Origin of the sequence: Roseibium album, assembly GCF_965233825.1 — a bacterium.
Taxonomy (GTDB): domain Bacteria; phylum Pseudomonadota; class Alphaproteobacteria; order Rhizobiales; family Stappiaceae; genus Roseibium; species Roseibium album.
Map to the genome: position 1 here is coordinate 4,755,642 of NZ_OZ247583.1, position 17,408 is coordinate 4,773,049.

General features: G+C 55.4%; 13 protein-coding genes. 3 read left to right on the forward strand and 10 right to left on the reverse strand.

All coding sequences use genetic code 11. The annotated features are described in order from the left end of the window. Window positions 1–11 precede the first annotated feature (11 nt). The 9 genes from ACO6TI_RS21725 to ACO6TI_RS21765 form a co-directional block, all read right to left on the reverse strand. Window positions 12–1,340, reverse strand: coding sequence for an HlyD family type I secretion periplasmic adaptor subunit (locus tag ACO6TI_RS21725; RefSeq protein ID WP_055120468.1), 1,329 nt, complete (start codon window positions 1,338–1,340; stop codon window positions 12–14). Further along, window positions 1,337–3,085 carry a type I secretion system permease/ATPase gene (locus ACO6TI_RS21730; protein ID WP_055120466.1) on the reverse strand — a complete coding sequence of 583 codons (1,749 nt, stop codon included), beginning with the start codon at window positions 3,083–3,085 and terminating at the stop codon, window positions 1,337–1,339. Before ACO6TI_RS21730 ends, ACO6TI_RS21725 begins: the two co-directional genes overlap by 4 nt. Window positions 3,086–3,406: 321 nt before the next feature. Then, complete coding sequence (locus tag ACO6TI_RS21735; RefSeq protein ID WP_422383365.1) at window positions 3,407–4,207, reverse strand: FAD binding domain-containing protein; 801 nt, start codon at window positions 4,205–4,207, stop codon at window positions 3,407–3,409. A 30-nt stretch (window positions 4,208–4,237) separates the two neighbouring features. Continuing rightward, complete coding sequence (locus ACO6TI_RS21740; RefSeq protein ID WP_422383366.1) at window positions 4,238–4,723, reverse strand: hypothetical protein; 486 nt, start codon at window positions 4,721–4,723, stop codon at window positions 4,238–4,240. Then, the gene (locus tag ACO6TI_RS21745) at window positions 4,724–7,084 is read right to left on the reverse strand and encodes a xanthine dehydrogenase family protein molybdopterin-binding subunit (protein WP_104704362.1); all 2,361 of its coding nucleotides are present in this window, start codon (window positions 7,082–7,084) and stop codon (window positions 4,724–4,726) included. It lies immediately after the preceding gene. 135 nt (window positions 7,085–7,219) lie between these two features. Further along, window positions 7,220–7,711 (reverse strand): (2Fe-2S)-binding protein, encoded by a 492-nt coding sequence (locus tag ACO6TI_RS21750; protein ID WP_055391965.1) that lies wholly within the window; start codon window positions 7,709–7,711, stop codon window positions 7,220–7,222. Window positions 7,712–7,836: 125 nt separating this feature from the next. After that, on the reverse strand, window positions 7,837–8,541 hold the full coding sequence (locus ACO6TI_RS21755) for an SRPBCC family protein (RefSeq protein ID WP_409859707.1): 705 nt from the start codon (window positions 8,539–8,541) through the stop codon (window positions 7,837–7,839). Window positions 8,542–8,735: 194 nt separating this feature from the next. Then, window positions 8,736–10,979, reverse strand: a complete 2,244-nt coding sequence (locus ACO6TI_RS21760; protein WP_422383367.1) for an EAL domain-containing protein — start codon at window positions 10,977–10,979, stop codon at window positions 8,736–8,738. Window position 10,980: 1 nt separating this feature from the next. Continuing rightward, window positions 10,981–12,582, reverse strand: a complete 1,602-nt coding sequence (locus ACO6TI_RS21765) for a sensor histidine kinase (RefSeq protein ID WP_209012446.1) — start codon at window positions 12,580–12,582, stop codon at window positions 10,981–10,983. Window positions 12,583–13,137: 555 nt separating this feature from the next. Here ACO6TI_RS21765 and ACO6TI_RS21770 point away from each other — a divergent pair. Continuing rightward, the gene (locus tag ACO6TI_RS21770; RefSeq protein WP_055121201.1) at window positions 13,138–13,887 is read left to right on the forward strand and encodes a FadR/GntR family transcriptional regulator; all 750 of its coding nucleotides are present in this window, start codon (window positions 13,138–13,140) and stop codon (window positions 13,885–13,887) included. 22 nt (window positions 13,888–13,909) lie between these two features. On the opposite strand, the gene ACO6TI_RS21775 is transcribed toward ACO6TI_RS21770, so the two are convergent. After that, complete coding sequence (locus tag ACO6TI_RS21775; RefSeq protein ID WP_422383368.1) at window positions 13,910–14,719, reverse strand: alpha/beta hydrolase; 810 nt, start codon at window positions 14,717–14,719, stop codon at window positions 13,910–13,912. Between the two features lie 150 nt (window positions 14,720–14,869). Between ACO6TI_RS21775 and ACO6TI_RS21780 the strand changes: the two genes are divergently transcribed. Both ACO6TI_RS21780 and ACO6TI_RS21785 read left to right on the forward strand, forming a co-directional pair. Beyond that, a complete protein-coding gene (locus ACO6TI_RS21780; protein ID WP_422383369.1) occupies window positions 14,870–16,450 on the forward strand; it encodes an acyl-CoA synthetase in 1,581 nt (526 codons plus the stop codon). A gap of 218 nt (window positions 16,451–16,668) precedes the next feature. Next, window positions 16,669–17,319: a hypothetical protein gene (locus ACO6TI_RS21785; RefSeq protein ID WP_422383370.1), complete on the forward strand. Its 651-nt coding sequence runs from the start codon at window positions 16,669–16,671 to the stop codon at window positions 17,317–17,319. Window positions 17,320–17,408 lie beyond the last annotated feature (89 nt).

Sequence of the window (17,408 nt, forward strand, 5' to 3'; positions counted from 1 at the left end):
ATTCCCGCAAATCACCGCTCCCGCATTGCGTGCGCTATCTGATCCGTAACCGGCTTGACGAGATAGCTCAGGATCGTTCGATCACCCGTTTGAAGAAATGTCTCGACAGGCATTCCGGGAACCAGTGTCTGCGTTCCCAGTTTTTCCAGTTCCTTGTCGGCGATGATGAGCTTTGCCGTGTAATAGCTCATTCCGGTTCGCTCGTCTTCAGTCAGGTCGGCCGAAACCGTCAACAGTTTTGCACTCAGTTCCGGAGTTGTTCTCTGGTCGAAACTCGGGAACCGGATCCTCGCTTCCTGACCGGGTGCCAGCTGATCGATATCGACCGGTTGGACCTGGGCTTCGATAATCAGCTGGTCTTCGCGTGGAACGATGTGCATCACGGTCTCACCGGGTGCGATTACACCGCCGATCGTGTGTACGGAAAGCTGATGCACAAAACCACCTCGCGGTGCGACGATGTCGACCCGGGTCAATTCGTCTTCTGCGGCGATCTTCTGCTCTTCCAGCTGAGCGATGCGCGAGCGGGCCTCCTGCAGCTGTTCCAGAACTTCCGCCCGATAGGATTCCTCGATCTGGAGCATCTGGATCTGGCGCTCGCTGATAGCCTCCTTTGTTCGCGCAATCTGCGCGATCAGGTCACCATACTCGCCTTGCAGGCGCGCTTTTTCACGTTGAACAGCCGTAACACGGCTTTTTGGAACAAGATTTTTTTTCAGCAGTCCTTCAAGGTCAACAAGTTCTTCTGCGATAAGCTCGATCTCGGTGTCCTTGGCTGAAACCTGCGCATCAAGCCCACGTGTCTGCTGGTTGAACTGCCGGATCTGCTCTTGTAGCTGGTTCTTCCGGCCGTCCTTGGATTTTTGCCGGGCTTCCAGCAGCAATTGCTGGCCGCGCTCGATATCTCCCAGCGTTTCAATGCGGTCTCCGGACCATGAAATCGCCTGTTTGTCATCCCGCTCCGCTTCCAGGCGAAGCTCCTGCGCCGTCAGCTCCCTCAGCTGTTTGGTAATGACGGCAAGGTTGGCCCTCGTGACGGTATCATCGAGGCTGATCAGAAGATCGCCGGATTTGACGACATCGCCATCCTTGACCTTGATTTCGCTGACGATCCCGCCCTCGCGATGCTGAACCTCCTTGATATTTCCCTCTACGACCACCGTGCCGGAGGAAACCACCGCACCCGAAATCTCCATGAATGTCGCCCAGCCACCGATGCCAACGACCACGAACATCGTGACCAGCACCGCAAAATAAAGATGACTGCGGACCGTCTTGCTCAGGGCCTCATCTGCCGGGTTGCTCGGCGACGCATCGTTCTGGGTGTTCGCATTACTCATTGGGCAGCTCCTACTCCCTGGCGTACAGGTTGTACGGGTTGAACCACCTGCCTGAGAACTTCTTCCTTGGGACCGAAGCCCGCCATCTTCCCGTCTTTCAGACAAAGGATCTTGTCGACAGTCGCAATCGCGCTCGGTCTGTGAGCAATGACCACGACAATCGATCCCTTTTCACGCATGGCCTTGATCGCGTTTGTAAGAGCGCTTTCTCCAATGGCATCAAGGTTGGAATTCGGCTCATCCAGAACCACCAGGAACGGATTGTTATAAAGTGCCCGGGCCAGGGCCAGCCGTTGGCGCTGCCCGGCAGACAGCGACCTGCCACTGCGACCGATCATCGTGTTGTATCCCTCCGGCAGCGCGACAATCATGTCATGCACATCCGCGAGTTTTGCCGCCTCGATAATTTTCTCCGGTTCTGCATCTTCCCTGAATCGCGCAATGTTTTCTGCAACCGTCCCATCAAACAGCTGAAGATCCTGTGGAAGGTATCCGATGAATTCACCGCGCTTTTCGTTGTCCCACTGGGCGAGTTCGGCACCGTCGAAGCGGATCACTCCCTTGAGCGGCAAGGTGACACCGACCAGGGCTCGGGCAAATGTCGATTTGCCTGAACCGGACGGGCCGATCACGCCAAGGCCGTCGCCTGCCTGAAGGTCCAGCGTCACATTTTGTACATATGGCATGGTTTCCCCGAACGGGCCGCAATAGACCTGTTCGACGGTGATGCCTTTTTCCGGTTGCGGCAGGTCCATCTTGGTTTCTTCCGTCTCCGAAACCTGAAGAATTTCCCGAAGGCGCCGCAGAGCCTGACGACTTGCAACAAAACCGCGCCACTGGGCAACTGCCTGCTCGATCGGCGCCAGGGCGCGCGATGTCATGATGGATGCCGCAATCATCACACCGGGTGTGATTTCCTGCTGAATCGCAAGCCAGGCTCCGACGGCAAGGATCGCTGACTGCAGAATGAACCGGATCGTCTTGATGGTGGTGCCGAAAATCCCTGTCGTGTCCGCCGCGCGTCTCTGCGTGGCAAGATACTCGGAATTTTGCGCGTCCCACTTTGCGGTGAGCGTGTTCTGCATGCCCATTGCAGCCACGACTTCCGAATTGCGTTGACCGCTTTCAACCGCGGCAGATCGACGGCCGGCATGACCCGCGGCCTCTTCAGTCGGCCTCCGGGACATGAATTCATTGAGGCCGATCAGCACCGAGATGATGACGGCACCGGCAAGTCCGACGAGGCCCAGAAGCGGATGAAACAGAAACACGATACCGAGGTAAAGTGGCAACCAGGGAATATCGAATATTGCCGCGGGACCGGGGCCGGAAAGGAACTGCCGGATCGTATCAAGGTCCTGAACAGGGCGAAGACGCGCTGCCTGGCGTCCCAAACGAACGGGCAGACTGTTTGAAACCTTGTAGACAATGCCTGACAATCTGGCGTCAACGCGCTGACCGAGACGAGACAGGATACGTCCCCGGACACCTTCAAGAATTCCGTAAAAGATGTAGAGCACTATCGCAAGTGCGCCAATGACGACCAATGTGGGCACGGAACCGCTGGCTAGAACCCGGTCGTAGACCTGCAGCATGAAAACAGGACCGGTCAGCATCAGGATATTGATGACGAAGCTGACGACCGCGACTCCCCAAAAGGCAGAACGAATTGGTCGGAATGCAACAGAAACGGGATTGTCCCGCCCAGTGCTCGATTTGGGAGCACGCTGATTTGTTCCAGCCATCTATACCTCTATCCCGCCGCTCATTGCCTTCGGGCACTATGCCAACCAACACTGAAGGTCAAATTAATCCAGGCGTGTGCCTAGATGTCCAATATGTGCGTTTTTGGGCTTCACTAGTCTTTTTTACCCGAGTTTCAGTGCTCTTGTTAGCATTTAGAAGACGCTGAAACTGTGACCTCTGTCATACATAATTCGGATCTCCACAACTCTAATCTTGTGTCGATTTGATATGAAAAGTTTTGGATAACGGACCAATCAACATCAAAAGCCCGGCTTGTAGCAAGCCGGGCTCTCAACTTCATGACGACTTGGGCAAACCTCTTACCCAGCGGCTTTGACGGCGCGTTTTGCCATGACCGTGACGAGGTTTGCGCGGTAGGCTGCCGATCCGTGGATGTCATGCAGCATGGAGCCGGCGTCCACCTTGATGTCTGCAACGGCGTCCGGCGACCAGTTGGCGGCAAGCGCCGCTTCCATGCCGTCGACCCGGAAGACGCCGTAGTGGCCGGCTCCGGTGACCGCCACCCGGACCGAGCCGTCCTGGTGCCTGGCCACATACACACCGGCCATGGCATAGCGCGAGGCCGGGTTCGGATACTTGGCATAGGCCCCCTTCTCGATCAGCGGGAAGCTCACCGAGACCACGATCTCGTCTTCATCCAGCGCCGTGTCGAACATGCCGACGAAGAAGTCCTCGGCACTGAGCGAGCGCTTGCTGGTCACAACCGTTGCCCCCAGAGCCACAAGCGCCGCCGGATAGTCCGCCGCCGGGTCGTTGTTGGCGACCGAACCGCCGATCGTTCCCATGTGCCGCACCGCCGGATCGCCGATCCCGCCTGCAAGACCGGCAAGGCTCGGCAGCTTCGCCTTTACAAGATCGGACGAGGCAACCTCCGCATGGGTCGTTGCCGCCCCGATCGACACACTGCCATCGCCCTCGCCGATGCCGTTCATTTCGGCAACCTTCGTCACATCAACAAGATCGCTCGGCGCAGCAAGCCGCTGCTTCATCGTCGGCAGAAGCGTCTGTCCGCCCCCAAGAACCTTGCCGTCATCCGCCTTCGACATCAGATCCGATGCTTCGGCAACAGAACCTGCGCGGTGATAAGTCGTTTCATACATGTTTCATCTCCCAGTTCATGGGTTCAAATTTCATTCATCAGAATTCACTTGACTGACAGGCCGAAACGGGATCGATCTAAGGTCCCGTTCGAAATTTTCTCGATCGCTTGTGACGGCGATCTGCTCTCCTAAGTCCATAGCGATTTGCCAGTTTTCGACTGCTTCAGTGCTCTTTCCTGTGAGTTCCAGCGCACGCGCCATCAGTTCATAAGCGTAGGCATGGTCAAAATCCTGCAGGTCCGCAGAATGGATCTTTGTTAGTTCGAGCACCCGGGTTGCAGCCCGAAGTGCTTGATCCCTCAACCCAAGAACGACATAGACCCTTCCGATCAACCATTCCCCTCGTTGCTGCTGGATTGGACCTCCAGCTTGCAACCAGTGCCATAGGCTGGCATGCGCGGCGTGGATCATCTCGTCGCTTTCATCAACAGACCGGTTCTTCTTCTCCAGCAAGAACCAGGTCCGTTGATTAATCGAAATTGCTAACGCTCGATGATCCACGTCCGTCGTCTGCACTTACTCAGCCGCCTGTTTCACCGCGCCCTGGCATAGCTGCCAAACCTTCTCGGGCGTTGCCGGCATCGTCAGATCATTCGATCCGAGCGCATCCGTGATCGCGTTGATCACCGCAGGCGGAGACCCGATCGCACCGGCCTCACCGCACCCCTTCATCCCAAGCGGGTTGCCCGGGCAAAGCGTCTCGTGCGTCGACAGGTTGAACGAGGGCACATCATCCGCGCGCGGCATCGTGTAGTCCATGTAGGACGCCGTCAGAAGCTGACCGTTCTCGTCATAGGCCGCGTTCTCCAGAAGCGCCTGGCCGATCCCCTGAACAAGACCGCCATGCACCTGGCCTTCCACGATCATCGGGTTGATCACCTTGCCGAAGTCGTCCGCCGCCACAAAACTCACGATTTCCGTCTGGCCCGTCTCCGGATCGATTTCAACCTCGCAAACATATGTGCCCGCCGGGAACGTGAAGTTGGTCGGATCATAGAACGCCCCCTCCTTCAGACCGGGCTCCATGCCTTCAGGTAGATTGTGCGCCGTATAGGCCGCAAGCGCCACTTCCGTGAACGAAAGCTTCTTGTCCGTGCCCGCAACCTTCAACTCGCCACCCTCGATCTGGATGTCGCCCTCGGCAGCCTCCATCAGGTGCGCCGCGATCTTCTTCGCCTTCGCTTCAACCTTGTCCAGCGCCTTCACGATCGCAGACATGCCGACTGCGCCCGACCGGGACCCGTAGGTGCCCATGCCGAACTGGACCTTGTCCGTGTCGCCATGCACGATCGAAACCGCATCGCTGTCCAGACCGAACCGCTCGCTGATCAGCTGCGCAAACGTCGTCTCATGACCCTGGCCGTGACTGTGCGAGCCCGTCAGAACCTCGACCGTGCCCACCGGGTTCACCCGGACCTCGGCCGATTCCCAAAGACCCACACCGGCCCCCAGAGACCCCACCGCGGCGGACGGCGCAATGCCGCACGCCTCGATATAGCAGGAAAGACCGATGCCGCGCAGCTTGCCGCGCGAGGCAGCCTCAGCCTTGCGCGCCGCAAAGCCCGCATAATCGGCAGCCTGAAGCGCCGCATCCAGCGTCGCGTCATAATCGCCCGCGTCATAGCACATGATCACCGGCGTCTGATGCGGGAACTCCCGAACGAAGTTCTTGCGCCGGAAGTCCGCAGGAGACAGACCCACCTCACGGGCCGCAGTCTCCATCATCCGCTCAACAAGATAAGTCGCCTCCGGACGCCCCGCACCCCGATACGCATCAACTGCCGTCGTGTTGGTATAGACCGTCTTCACATTCGCATGGATCGCCGGAATGTTGTACTGGCCAGACAAAAGCGTCGCATAAAGATATGTCGGCACCGAAGAGGAAAACAGCGACATGTAGGCGCCAAGATTGGCGATCGTCTTGACCCGCAATCCCGTGATCCGGTTGTCCGCATCCAGCGCAAGCTCCGCCTCAGAGACATGATCGCGACCATGCGCATCCGTCAGGAACGCCTCCGTGCGGTCCGACACCCACTTCACCGGGCGGCCGACACGCTTCGACGCCCACAAGCACACCATCTCTTCCGGATAGATGTAGATCTTCGACCCGAAGCCACCACCCACATCCGGTGCGATCACCCGAAGCTTGTGCTCAGGCGCGACATTGTAGAACGCCGACAGAACAAGACGCGCAACATGCGGGTTCTGCGAGGTCGTATAGAGCGTGTGATGCTCTTCCGCATCATTGTAGCTGGCAAGCGCCGCCCGGGGCTCCATCGGGTTCGGAACCAGACGGTTGTTGCGGATCTCCATCTTCGTCACATGCGCGGCACTCGCAAAGGCCGCATTCACAGCAGCCTCGTCGCCGATCTCCCAGTCGTAGATCAGATTGCCTTCCGCTTCCGGATGGATCTGCGGTGCTCCGGGCTCAAGCGCCGCAACAGCATCAACAACAGCCGGAAGCTCCTCGTAATCGACAACAACCGCATCAGCCGCATCGCGGGCCTCCGCCTGCGTATCGGCAACAACAACCGCAATCGCCTGACCGACATGACGCACGACTTCCGGCTCAAGAGCCCGCCAGCCGCCCATCTTCATCGGCGTCCCGTCCTTGGAATGGATCATCCAGCCGCAGATCAGATTGCCAATGCCGTCACCGACAAGCTGGTCCCCCGTCAGAACCGCATCAACACCCGGCATCGAAAGCGCCGCACTGGCATCAATCCCGAGCACCTTCGCATGCGCATGCGGCGAGCGAACAAAAGCCGCATGGCCCATGCCAGGCAGAACCATGTCGTCCGTATACTGACCCTTGCCGGTTATGAAGCGCTTGTCTTCCTTGCGCAGCGCCCGGGCGCCGATCCCCTCAATAGCCATCTTCTCTCTCCCAAATATCAGCTCCGGGTACTCCACCCGTTCGCGCCGCGTCCTCCCGGCCCTCGGTGAGCTGATTGGTCCTAAACTGCCTCACGCGCCAACCCGGACACGCATCGAATTCCCAAACCAGGCCGCCTATTCAGCAGCCTGAGACATCCCCGCCATCTGATCCGACGCCGCCTTGATCGCCTTGACAATGTTGTGATAGCCCGTGCAACGGCAAATGTTGCCCTCAAGCTCATCGCGGATCGTCGCCTCATCCAGATTGCCGGCACCATGACGATTGATCATGTCAACCGCACTCATGATCATCCCCGGCGTGCAAAAACCGCACTGAAGACCGTGATGCTCACGAAACGCAGCCTGAACAGGATGAAGCGACGTCGCAGTCCCGATCCCCTCAAGCGTCACCACATCCGAACCAGACGCCTGAACCGCAAGCATCGTGCAGGCCTTAACCGCCTTGCCGTCAACATGAACAACACATGCACCACACTGAGACGTGTCACAACCAACATGCGTGCCCGTCAATCCACGAACATCACGTATGAACGAAACAAGCAAAGTACGGTCCTCAACATCCGATGAAACCGTCTTCCCGTTCAAGACCATCGATACCTTCGACATAAAATCCTCTCCCTAATGATACTGTCAGGACCAGATCCGAAATTCCGGCCCGGTCAATCTGGTTATTCGCGTCTCTTTCGTATCCCTTGGTGCCATTTTTCAAAGGCCGGTCACTGCAAATGATCTCAGCTTGCAAGCGCAAGCACGAGGATCAGCACGCCAAGCAGCGCTAGGCCCCACACCATCGGTCCGCCATATGCGTTGCGCCCCGCGGCAACCTCCAGATTTTCTTCCGCCTTTTGCAACGACTCCTCGACCGCATGCTCGGCTTCCTCGATCGCATGCAGAACTTCACCGGGTGTCTCTTCAATCGCTATGCGCTTGGCTTCCTCGGCAACCCCGGCATCCAGTTCATCGTCGGCAGGCGGGCTCACCTCTGCTGCCCCCTGTCCCTCACCGACCCGCTCGGTGAACTTGGTGAAAAACTCGTCAGCCAGCTTTTTTGCAGTTGAATCGACCAACCGGCTGCCAAGCTGCGCAAGCTTGCCGCCGACCTGAGCTTTCGCCTCATAGCTCAGAACTGTCTCAGCCCCTTCTTCCAACAGCCGGACTTGCGCCGATCCCTTGGCAAAACCGGCAACGCCGCCCTTGCCTTCTCCCCTGATCGTATAACTCTCGGGCGGGTTGAGATCCTCAAGCGTGACCGCTCCCTTGAACTTCGCCTTAACCGGCCCGATCTTCGTCGTCACCGCAGCATTCATTTCCGTCTCGGACGTCTTTTCCAAGCTCTCGCAACCAGGAATGCAGGCCTTCAGCACTTCAGGATCGTTGAGAGCCTCCCAGACGGCCTCTCGTTTTGCCGGTATTCGGTGGGAGCCGTTCATATCCATAGTGTTCCCCCTCAAATCGCGTGTTGTCGCGCTTGTCCGTAAAATCGATTTGGATCTATGAGAGCCTGCCTCGCCACAAATTTCAATCACTTATGTCCCGGTTACGAAAGAAAACCGGACAACCGGCAGTCGCACGGGGTTTGCGCACCGTTGTTGCAAGAAGATTTTGGAGCAAGGCGTATTCTTGTGCGATTTCAGCCGGCCGCAGCGCCCGGGACTACGGCAGTTTGAATAAAGGGGCCGAGCTCAGAACTCGGAAGAGGTTTGGCATAAAAATAACCCTGAAGAAAATCGCAGCGGAGTTCCTGCATTATTTGCCGCTGATCCGATGTTTCGACACCTTCGGCCGTGATACTCAGATCCAGCGCCTGCGCAACCGCGATTATCGACTTCACCACTGCCAGCGCATCCGCATCCTGCTCCATGTTCATGATGAAGCTTCTGTCGATCTTGATACCGTCGACGGGCAACTTGCGAAGATAACTGAAAGAAGAATATCCGGTCCCGAAGTCGTCGATCACCACCTTTGCGCCCTTGTTGCGCAGCCAGGTCAAAAGCGACATCGTTACCTGGTCGTTGCTGACGAACAGTCCCTCGGTGACTTCAAACACAAGCCGGTCCAAGGTGAAGTTGGCAGCCGCAGCCGCATCCTCGATATCCTTGTAGATCCTGTTCGCCTGAACTTGTCTGGGGGACAGATTGACATTGAGCCTGACATGCTCCGAAACGCCACTTAACTGACTGAATTCGGAAAAAGCGGTCTTGAACATCCAGGCGCCGATTTCGATGATCAACCCGCTGGCCTCGGCCGCCTCGATCATTCGCGCTGTATTGAGGAAACTACCGGACTTTGTCCTGAAGCGCATCAAAGCTTCGAAGGAAGCGATGCTCTCGTCTGTCGCGTGCATTATCGGCTGATAGTTCAGAGAAAACTCGGTCTGGTTTCCAGAACCGGTCAGGAGCGACGCCAACCGCAATCTTTCAAACGCGGCCTCCTGCATAAGCGGGTGAAAAACGGCGTGGTTCGTCAATCCCTTTTGCCGGACATCGTTCAGTGCGATCGAAGCATACCTGACAGTTTCCTCAGCGCCCCTTTTTTCATCGTCAGCAGCGGCAAAACCCAAGCGTAATCTTAGCGTAATCTGATTTTCGTGGAGCGTGATCGGTTCCTGGAATGCCTCTTCAACCCTGGCGACAACATCCTGTATCTTGTTTTCTTCACCACCCTTGAGAAGAATGAGAAATTCATCCTTTTCCTTTCGCGCGATCGTCAATGCATCGGGGAAAGTCTGGGATAGCCTGTGCCCGGTCCGCTTAAGCACGGCGCCGGCCTGTTCATCACCAATGCCGTCGACAATGACACGAAACCGTTGAATGTCCGAATGGACCACCAGGAGTGGGCGGCCATCACCAGCATGGCGCTGGAAGGCTTCAATGAAACCCGAGAAGGTCGACAGCCCGGTCATCCGGTCGACATAGGCCAGGTTCCGAATATGTTCGAGCAAACCGGTTTTTTCATAACCCAAAGCAACATTGGAGACGAAAAGCTGAACGACTTCAGACCCGATCCGCTCATCCAGTATGCCGAGGGGAAGTGCGACGTAGAGCGCTCCAGCCATTCCGTTCCTGGTTACCAACGGCAACGCCACGCCTTGAGCTGTCGAATGGGTTCCCTTGCTCTCGATACACTCCAGGATCGATTTTCGAACGAGATCTTCGCCGATGACCTCAAGAGGCAGGTCGACCTTGTCTTCAAATTCACCTGCAGCAGCAAGAACGCGCACCATTGAAATGTCAGCGGTTCCGTATTCGGGCATGGCTTCAAGGCCGCAAAGCAACCCATCAATCGGCTCTCCGACGAGATCGGAAAAATGCACAAGCACGGTTGACGCGAATTCGCTGAGGGCGTTCTTTTCAACAATCGCGGAAAACTGGGTATTCAACTGCTTCAATTTCCGCCGGTTGTCCTCCAGCGACATGACGAGTTTGTAACCACGCAACGCCGTAACGATCGCCGTAATCAGTTTGGTTCGGGAGAGTTCGGCCTTTTCCGCGTAACCATCGATATCAAATTTCATGATCACGTCTGTTTGCGGAGCGTAGCCCGGTTGGCCGGTTCTCAGGATAAGACGCGTAAAATTGTTTTTGAGCTCCGATCTGATCCAGCTGACAAGAGCAAGCCCTGCCGTGTCGCTCTCCATCACGACATCGATCAGCGCAACGGCAACATCGTCATGCTCCACAAGCAGCTGTCGCGCCTCCTGTGCGGACAAGGCATGCAAGAGATCGAAGGAACGGTCCTCGAATGAGCATCCGGCGACCGCAATCCTCGTCACTTCGTGCACATCGGGATCATCGTCAACAACTAGAATTTTCCAGGGGGTTTTCGTATCCCTCTTGTTATCGGGTTCGGAAGGCGCAAGGAAATCCATCACCATTTCAGTGCACCATCTCTCTCGTCGTTGATTTGTTGTGCAGCTGCACTTTGACTGGAAGCTCGATGACGAACTCTGTTCCGGATCCGACCTTGGAAGACACTGAGATTGATCCCTTTAGCGCTTCCGTCACGAGCTGGTAGCATATCGCCATTCCGAGTCCGGAGCCCCCTTTGCCAAATTTGGTTGTAAAGAAAGGCTCGAAAACTTTCTTCAGGTTTTTCTCCGGAATTCCGACCCCGTAGTCTTTGCAAGTAAACACGATCTTCTTTGTGTTGCAGTCACACCCATCATTGGCAATGAAAGGCCTGACTTTCGAACAGAGTTTGATGACGCCCTCGCTGCGGCCTTCATATGCGTGCTTCATCGCGTTTTCAACGAGATTTGAAACAAGCTGGCTAACGGCGCCGGGATAACTTTCGATCACCTCGTCGGCATCCAGGTCGAGCTCGACTTTGAAGGCGGTTTTTTTCAAGGTTGGCTGAAGTGTTGCGAGCGTCTCGCGAACAATATGATCGAAATTGAACGACCGCATTTTCTCGCTTTGACGGTCAACTGCCACCTGCCTGAAGTTTCCGACGAGTTCCCTTGCCCGCCCGAGAGTCTTTTCAATAATGTTCGCGGTATCCGTAATTCTTTGAACTTCGCTTTCCAGCGTTTCCTTGCTGAGGCGCTGTTCATCAAGTTCGGTCCTGAGATAGTCGGTTGCATCCTTGATTGTCGTCGCAGCCATGAGCGCATTGCCCAGTGGTGTATTCAGCTCGTGCGAGACACCCGCAACCAACGCACCGAGCGCTGCAAGGTTGTCGGCCTGGATAAGCTCTTCCTGAACAAGTTTCAGTTGCTCTGTTCTATGTGCCACCAGATCTTCAAGGTTCGTCTGGTATTCCTGAATTTTCTGAAGGTCGAAGTGCCTGCGCTGCACCATTGACTGAAGGCTTGAAGCAAGTATTCCGATTTCGTCCGCTCTTCCCGGCATAAGTTGCGCATCAGGTGGCGCCTCGATCAGACGCGGGGTTGAGAGATATCCGACGATTGTCGACAGAGGTCGCCCGATCAGGCGGCGAAACACAGCCCGGATAACGACAGCCAGCAGCAAAAGATAGACAATGATCGCCGCAACGATGTAACCCACGGTCGACACGATTTCACGAGAGATCGTGCTCCGGTCGATCAGGATGAAGACCTGGCCGATTGCGTCCTTGTGCAAGATCGCACTTGGCGAATTCAAGGTGTAGCTCAGTGCCTCGCTGCGACGAATTCCTTCAACCGGTTCTCCGAAATTTCCGGTGTCAGGCGTCTCCACCCAGACCCGTTCCACGACTTCCAGACTTTCCAATCCCCGGATGAGTTGCAAAGTCGCATCCGCATTTACTGTCCAGATCGCCCTTTCAAAAGGACGTTTGGTTGCCTGAAAGAACGCTTCGGTCACGCGGATTGCCCGAGCGTGGGAGGCGTCCCAGGTTATTTTTGTCAAAATGGCAATGAAAACTATGCCCAGAACAGCGAAAAGGCCCAGTGTGTAGAGAATAAACGTGCGGGACAGACTGACCCGCCCCATCTCCTTTGGAGCATATGGCAACGACGCGCTGTCGCTAACACTCAAGACATTCACTCCAGACCAGCGGAGAGAAACTCTCCGAAATTCGCCCCGAATCGTACCTGCCGCCATCTAGTTCGAGCAAATTGCGTCGCCTTTCCGGACAATCGATTTCATACGCCACCCGGGACGATTGATCAGCCCATGACGCAACACTTTTCTCAAGATGGCCAGTTCGATTTATTCGCCTCTACCCCTGAATACGCATTTTGCTCAGGTTTTCTAAATTTTCCATAAAAATCAATTGTAAATTGAACCAGTTCGACTCTGAAATTTATTGACGGAAAACTTGATACCAACAGTGTTGCACCGAGATCGGCAAAGTACTTTTCCTCGAGTGAGCCACCAAGACGAAACCCGAATTTCGGAATGAATATTAGACGGATCCTTCCTGTTCGGCAGATAATCCAAACAAGTCAAAAATGAAAACTAAGGATTTAGCAGCAGCACCTCAGGATTTGGCGGTAGGTTTTCGTTCAGATTTATTTTAGAATAGAAATGCTGTGATTTGGTCTGCCCTCCGTTTCCAAGGCCAATACTTGGAACTATCGAGCATGTATCATGATCGAAAGAGATCGACATTTTTTTGAATTACCGGACAAAATTCTGACTTCCCTGCCGACAGGTGCTGTAAAAGACACGGTTGAACAATTGGGGCGGCGAATAGTCCTTGGTTACTATCCCTTGGGAAACACGCTCCCGAAGGAGGAGGAACTTGTCGGTTCGCTGGGAGTTTCAAGAACCGTAATTCGCGAGGCCGTGAAGGTACTTTGCGGCAAGGGACTTGTGCGGACTGCGCGCAGGTATGGCTCGAGGGTCTGCCAATTCAGTGACTGGAACCTTCTGGATCCCGATGTAATCCGCTGGCACACACCCGAGTGTCCAATGACGGCAAGGATTTATGCCGAAGCAACCCAGCTGAGATTTATCTTCGAGCCCGAAGCAGCCGCACTGGCGGCGCTCAATGCAAGCCAAAGGCAAAGAGAAACAATTGTCGCCGCTGCCAGGAACCTTCACTCCAATGATGGTGCAAATGCCATGATCGGCGCCGACTATGCCTTTCATTCCACGATCCTGCAGGCGAGCGGCAGCCTGATGCTGGCGCATTTTCAAAACCTGATCCATGCGGTTCTGGTGTTGTCTTATGCAGCTGGCCGCAACGGGGTTCCCGAAGAAACACTCTCGCGGCAAAACCATATCAATGTTGCAAATGCGATATATGCTGCGAATGCCGAACAGGCCCGTGCCAAGATGCGCAACATGCTGATGTTGAATCAGGCAATCGCCGACAGGATAACAGCCGATACCTAGCGCGTTGGGTCGAAAACTGCGTTCACTCCCCGACCAATACGCTCATCAGTTCGCTCTCGGCGATTTGCAAGTCGTCAATAACATCAAAATGATGTTTTCCCGGTTCCTCGTGGTACATGACATCCGGCCAGGTCTGCGACAACAGGCGCGACTGCCGAACGAATTCCGGCCGCTCCAGCGAACCGACCCACGCAGTCACGCTGCAGTTCTTCTTCGGCTTTTTAAGCGCGGCACTTTCGGCAACCGCGTCATCTTCAGACAATCCAAACGAGAGGTTCATCTTTGTCTTTCTGAGCGGACGCAGATCGTGAAGACCACTGATCGAGACAACGGACTCAATCCGGTTGAGGACGGCATCGGAAAGCGGAGTATCGTCACAGACCATCCGGGTCACCAGATGCCCCCCGGCAGAATGGCCTGTCAGCCTTATCGGGCCGTTGACACGTTCCCCCGCAAGACAAATTGCAGAACCGATCTGTCGTGTGATGTCACTGATCCTCACGTCCGGTGAAAGGTCATAGCTGGGAAGGCAGACTGTCCAGCCATGTGCCAGTGCACCGCTTGCGTATTTCGACCAGTAGCTCTTGTCGAACTTCAGCCAGAACCCACCGTGGACGAAAACCACGAGCCCCTTGGAGGCTTGTGTGGGAAAGAAAAGGTCGAACTTCTGCCGGCTCGATCTTCCATAACCGATATCCAATTCCTTTGAGGCCCAGTTTTTTCTGAACGCGGCAGCACCGTCAGCCCATCTGGGCAGGAAATCTTCAGCTCCCTCGATATGTGCTGCATTCGCGTAAGCGTCGTCCCAATCGGTAACCAGGTTATCCGTCATCAAGAAGCCTCGGCAAGGAAGTGGTTTTCCAAACATGTTTCATAAAGTGCGGGCGTTTAGAAATGCGGTGCAACGGGATGGCTTGTCAAATAATGCATGAGCGGCCTAACGTCCCTGAACGGCAATCAGGAACAAGGGAATGACACTCGGATGACGGAACGCTGTTCCAATCGCGTAACCAATCTGGCGCACTACCTGACCAGAAACGCTGCCCGCTGGCCGGATCGACCGGCAATCATCTGGGAAGACCGGACATGGACCTGGAAGGATCTGGACCGTCGGGTCTCGGCACTTTGCCATTCGCTGCAGGAAGAATTTGAGGTCACGAAAGGTGATCGAATTCTCGTTCAGGCGCAAAATTCCAATCAGATGACCGAAATCATGCTCGCAGCCTTTCGATTGGGTGCGGTTTGGGTCCCTTGCAATTTTCGTCAAGCGCCCGGAGAAACGGCATTTGCCAGCGGGAAAGCACGCGCAAAAGTCTTTGTCTGTGACGCCGAATTCAAGGACCAGGCCAAGGCTGTGCAGGACGCACAGCCGGCTCTTTCCGGAACTGTCACTATCGGCGCGTCAACATTTGGCAGCTCTTATGAGGAGCTCATCGATCGTTTCTCCGGGAACCGGTTCAAGGACATTTCCGTCGACTATGACGACCCGTGCTGGCTGTTCTTTACATCCGGATCCACCGGCAGACCCAAGGCCGTTGTCCTGACCCACGGTCAGATCGGTTTCGTAACCGTGAACTATCTTGCAGACCTGCTTCCCGGTAGCAGCGAATTGGACGCTTCACTCGTCATTGCACCTCTTTCGCATGGCGCAGGGCTGCAACAGATCGCGCAATTGCCTGTCGGGTCCGCTCATGTCCTGATGCCGGGTGGAGGGTTCAGTCCGTCAAAAGCATTTGAATTGATAGAAAAGCATCGGATTTCCAACATGTTCACGGTTCCGACAATCGTGAAACGCCTGGTCGACGACCCGGCTGTCGACCGCTACGACCATTCCAGCCTGCGCCAAGTCATTTATGCCGGTGCACCAATGTACCGGGAAGACCAGAAACAGGCACTGAACAAACTCGGCGCCGTTCTGGTTCAGTATTATGGCCTTGGCGAAGTGACCGGAAACATCACTGTTTTGCGGGCGCAGGACCACTGCGCCGATGATGTGCCGCATGCACGAAGCGGAACATGCGGAACAGAGAGAACAGGGATCGAAATCAGTATTCAGGATGAGCAAGGAACAATCCTTCCGCCCGGCGAAACGGGAGAAGTCTGTGTCATCGGCGCGGCGGTGTGTTCCGGTTACCTGGAAGATGAGGCCGCGAACGCAAAGTCCTTTCGAGACGGCTGGTTTCGTACAGGTGACCTGGGCCACATGGACGAACAGCGGTATCTCTATCTGACCGGACGCGCTTCGGACATGTACATTTCCGGAGGATCCAACGTTTATCCGAAGGAAATCGAGGAAGTTCTGCTCACTCATCACGGTGTTTCGGAGGTTGCGATAATTGGAATTCCCGACCCACAATGGGGCGAAGTCGGGTTGGCGGTCTGTGTCGCGAATGTCGAACTGCAAACTCTGGAGGCTGAACTTGCCGAGTTTCTGACCGGCAAGGTCGCCCGCTACAAGATGCCGGCCAGGTATCTCTTTGTCGACGCGATGCCGACCAGTGCATACGGCAAAGTTACCAAGAAGCTCGTCCGGGAGCATTTGACCGAACAGGGGCTGATATGAGGCGCCCTGCACCGAAAAAACTGAGTGACATACAACATCCCGGCCCCAGATGCCCGGACAGGTTACCCTACAGATTGGGCAGGGCGGACAAGGTTTCGTTTAAACCTCCCGAAAACGTCCCTCTCTTGAGAGCCATATCGGATTGGATTGAAACAAGGGACTTTCATTCAGCCGTTCTGGATCTTTCCGGACTGTCACTCGAATCATTTCGATATGTGATGCCTGACCGGGCGGTCGATAGCAGACATGCAGCCTGGTACAGCGATACCAGATCATCTGAAGGTGCGAGACTGAAAGAAGCAGTCGCAATCGTCGGACGAAAGGAAGGTGACTGGTTCGCTCATATTCACGCCTTTTGGAATGATGGTGGCGTTGGTCACCTCGGTCATCTTTTGCCGGACAGTCTGATACTCAAAAAAAGTACGGAAATCAGCGGCTACGGCATCACAGGCGCCGCCTTTGTTGCAGCGCCCGACCCTGAAACTGAGTTTACGCTTTTCAGGGTCAGGGGCGTTGAGGGTAGCGAAGAGGAAATCGTTCCGAACGCGCTCATTTCAACGTTGGCTCCATTCGAAGACCTGACTGTGAGTATCCTGAAACTGGCTGAAAACCTGAACACAAGATCCATAGAAGTTCTCGGCCTTGGCAGTCTCGCCGGAGCGGCTTTTGAGGACGCAGCGCCCATGAAGGGTTTGATTTCAGAAATATTGCTTCAACCGACATGCAGAGTACAAGCCGACAACAAGTGCACAATCCCGATACGCTGTGTTGACCTGGATGGACGGCTTCATCAGGGGAAATTGCAGGCAGGCGAAGCTCCGACACTTGTGACCTGCGAACTCCTATTGATTGAAAGCAAGCAAAATTGAAATGGCAGTCCGCCAAGTAATATACGTAATGCAATCACATGAAATTTACCCACTTACTGCACATACGCATACGAATCAACCAATCAGAG

Excerpts from the sequence above, each read along its gene's own strand:
- ACO6TI_RS21770 (WP_055121201.1), top strand. The coding sequence starts at position 13,138 with ATGATCGAAAGAGATCGACATTTTTTTGAATTACCGGACAAAATTCTG.
- ACO6TI_RS21750 (WP_055391965.1), bottom strand. The coding sequence starts at position 7,711 with ATGTCGAAGGTATCGATGGTCTTGAACGGGAAGACGGTTTCATCGGAT.
- ACO6TI_RS21730 (WP_055120466.1), bottom strand. The coding sequence starts at position 3,085 with ATGGCTGGAACAAATCAGCGTGCTCCCAAATCGAGCACTGGGCGGGAC.
- ACO6TI_RS21785 (WP_422383370.1), top strand. The coding sequence starts at position 16,669 with ATGCCTGACCGGGCGGTCGATAGCAGACATGCAGCCTGGTACAGCGAT.
- ACO6TI_RS21760 (WP_422383367.1), bottom strand. The coding sequence starts at position 10,979 with ATGGTGATGGATTTCCTTGCGCCTTCCGAACCCGATAACAAGAGGGAT.
- ACO6TI_RS21725 (WP_055120468.1), bottom strand. The coding sequence starts at position 1,340 with ATGAGTAATGCGAACACCCAGAACGATGCGTCGCCGAGCAACCCGGCA.
- ACO6TI_RS21780 (WP_422383369.1), top strand. The coding sequence starts at position 14,870 with ATGACGGAACGCTGTTCCAATCGCGTAACCAATCTGGCGCACTACCTG.
- ACO6TI_RS21775 (WP_422383368.1), bottom strand. The coding sequence starts at position 14,719 with ATGACGGATAACCTGGTTACCGATTGGGACGACGCTTACGCGAATGCA.
- ACO6TI_RS21735 (WP_422383365.1), bottom strand. The coding sequence starts at position 4,207 with ATGTATGAAACGACTTATCACCGCGCAGGTTCTGTTGCCGAAGCATCG.
- ACO6TI_RS21755 (WP_409859707.1), bottom strand. The coding sequence starts at position 8,541 with ATGGATATGAACGGCTCCCACCGAATACCGGCAAAACGAGAGGCCGTC.
- ACO6TI_RS21745 (WP_104704362.1), bottom strand. The coding sequence starts at position 7,084 with ATGGCTATTGAGGGGATCGGCGCCCGGGCGCTGCGCAAGGAAGACAAG.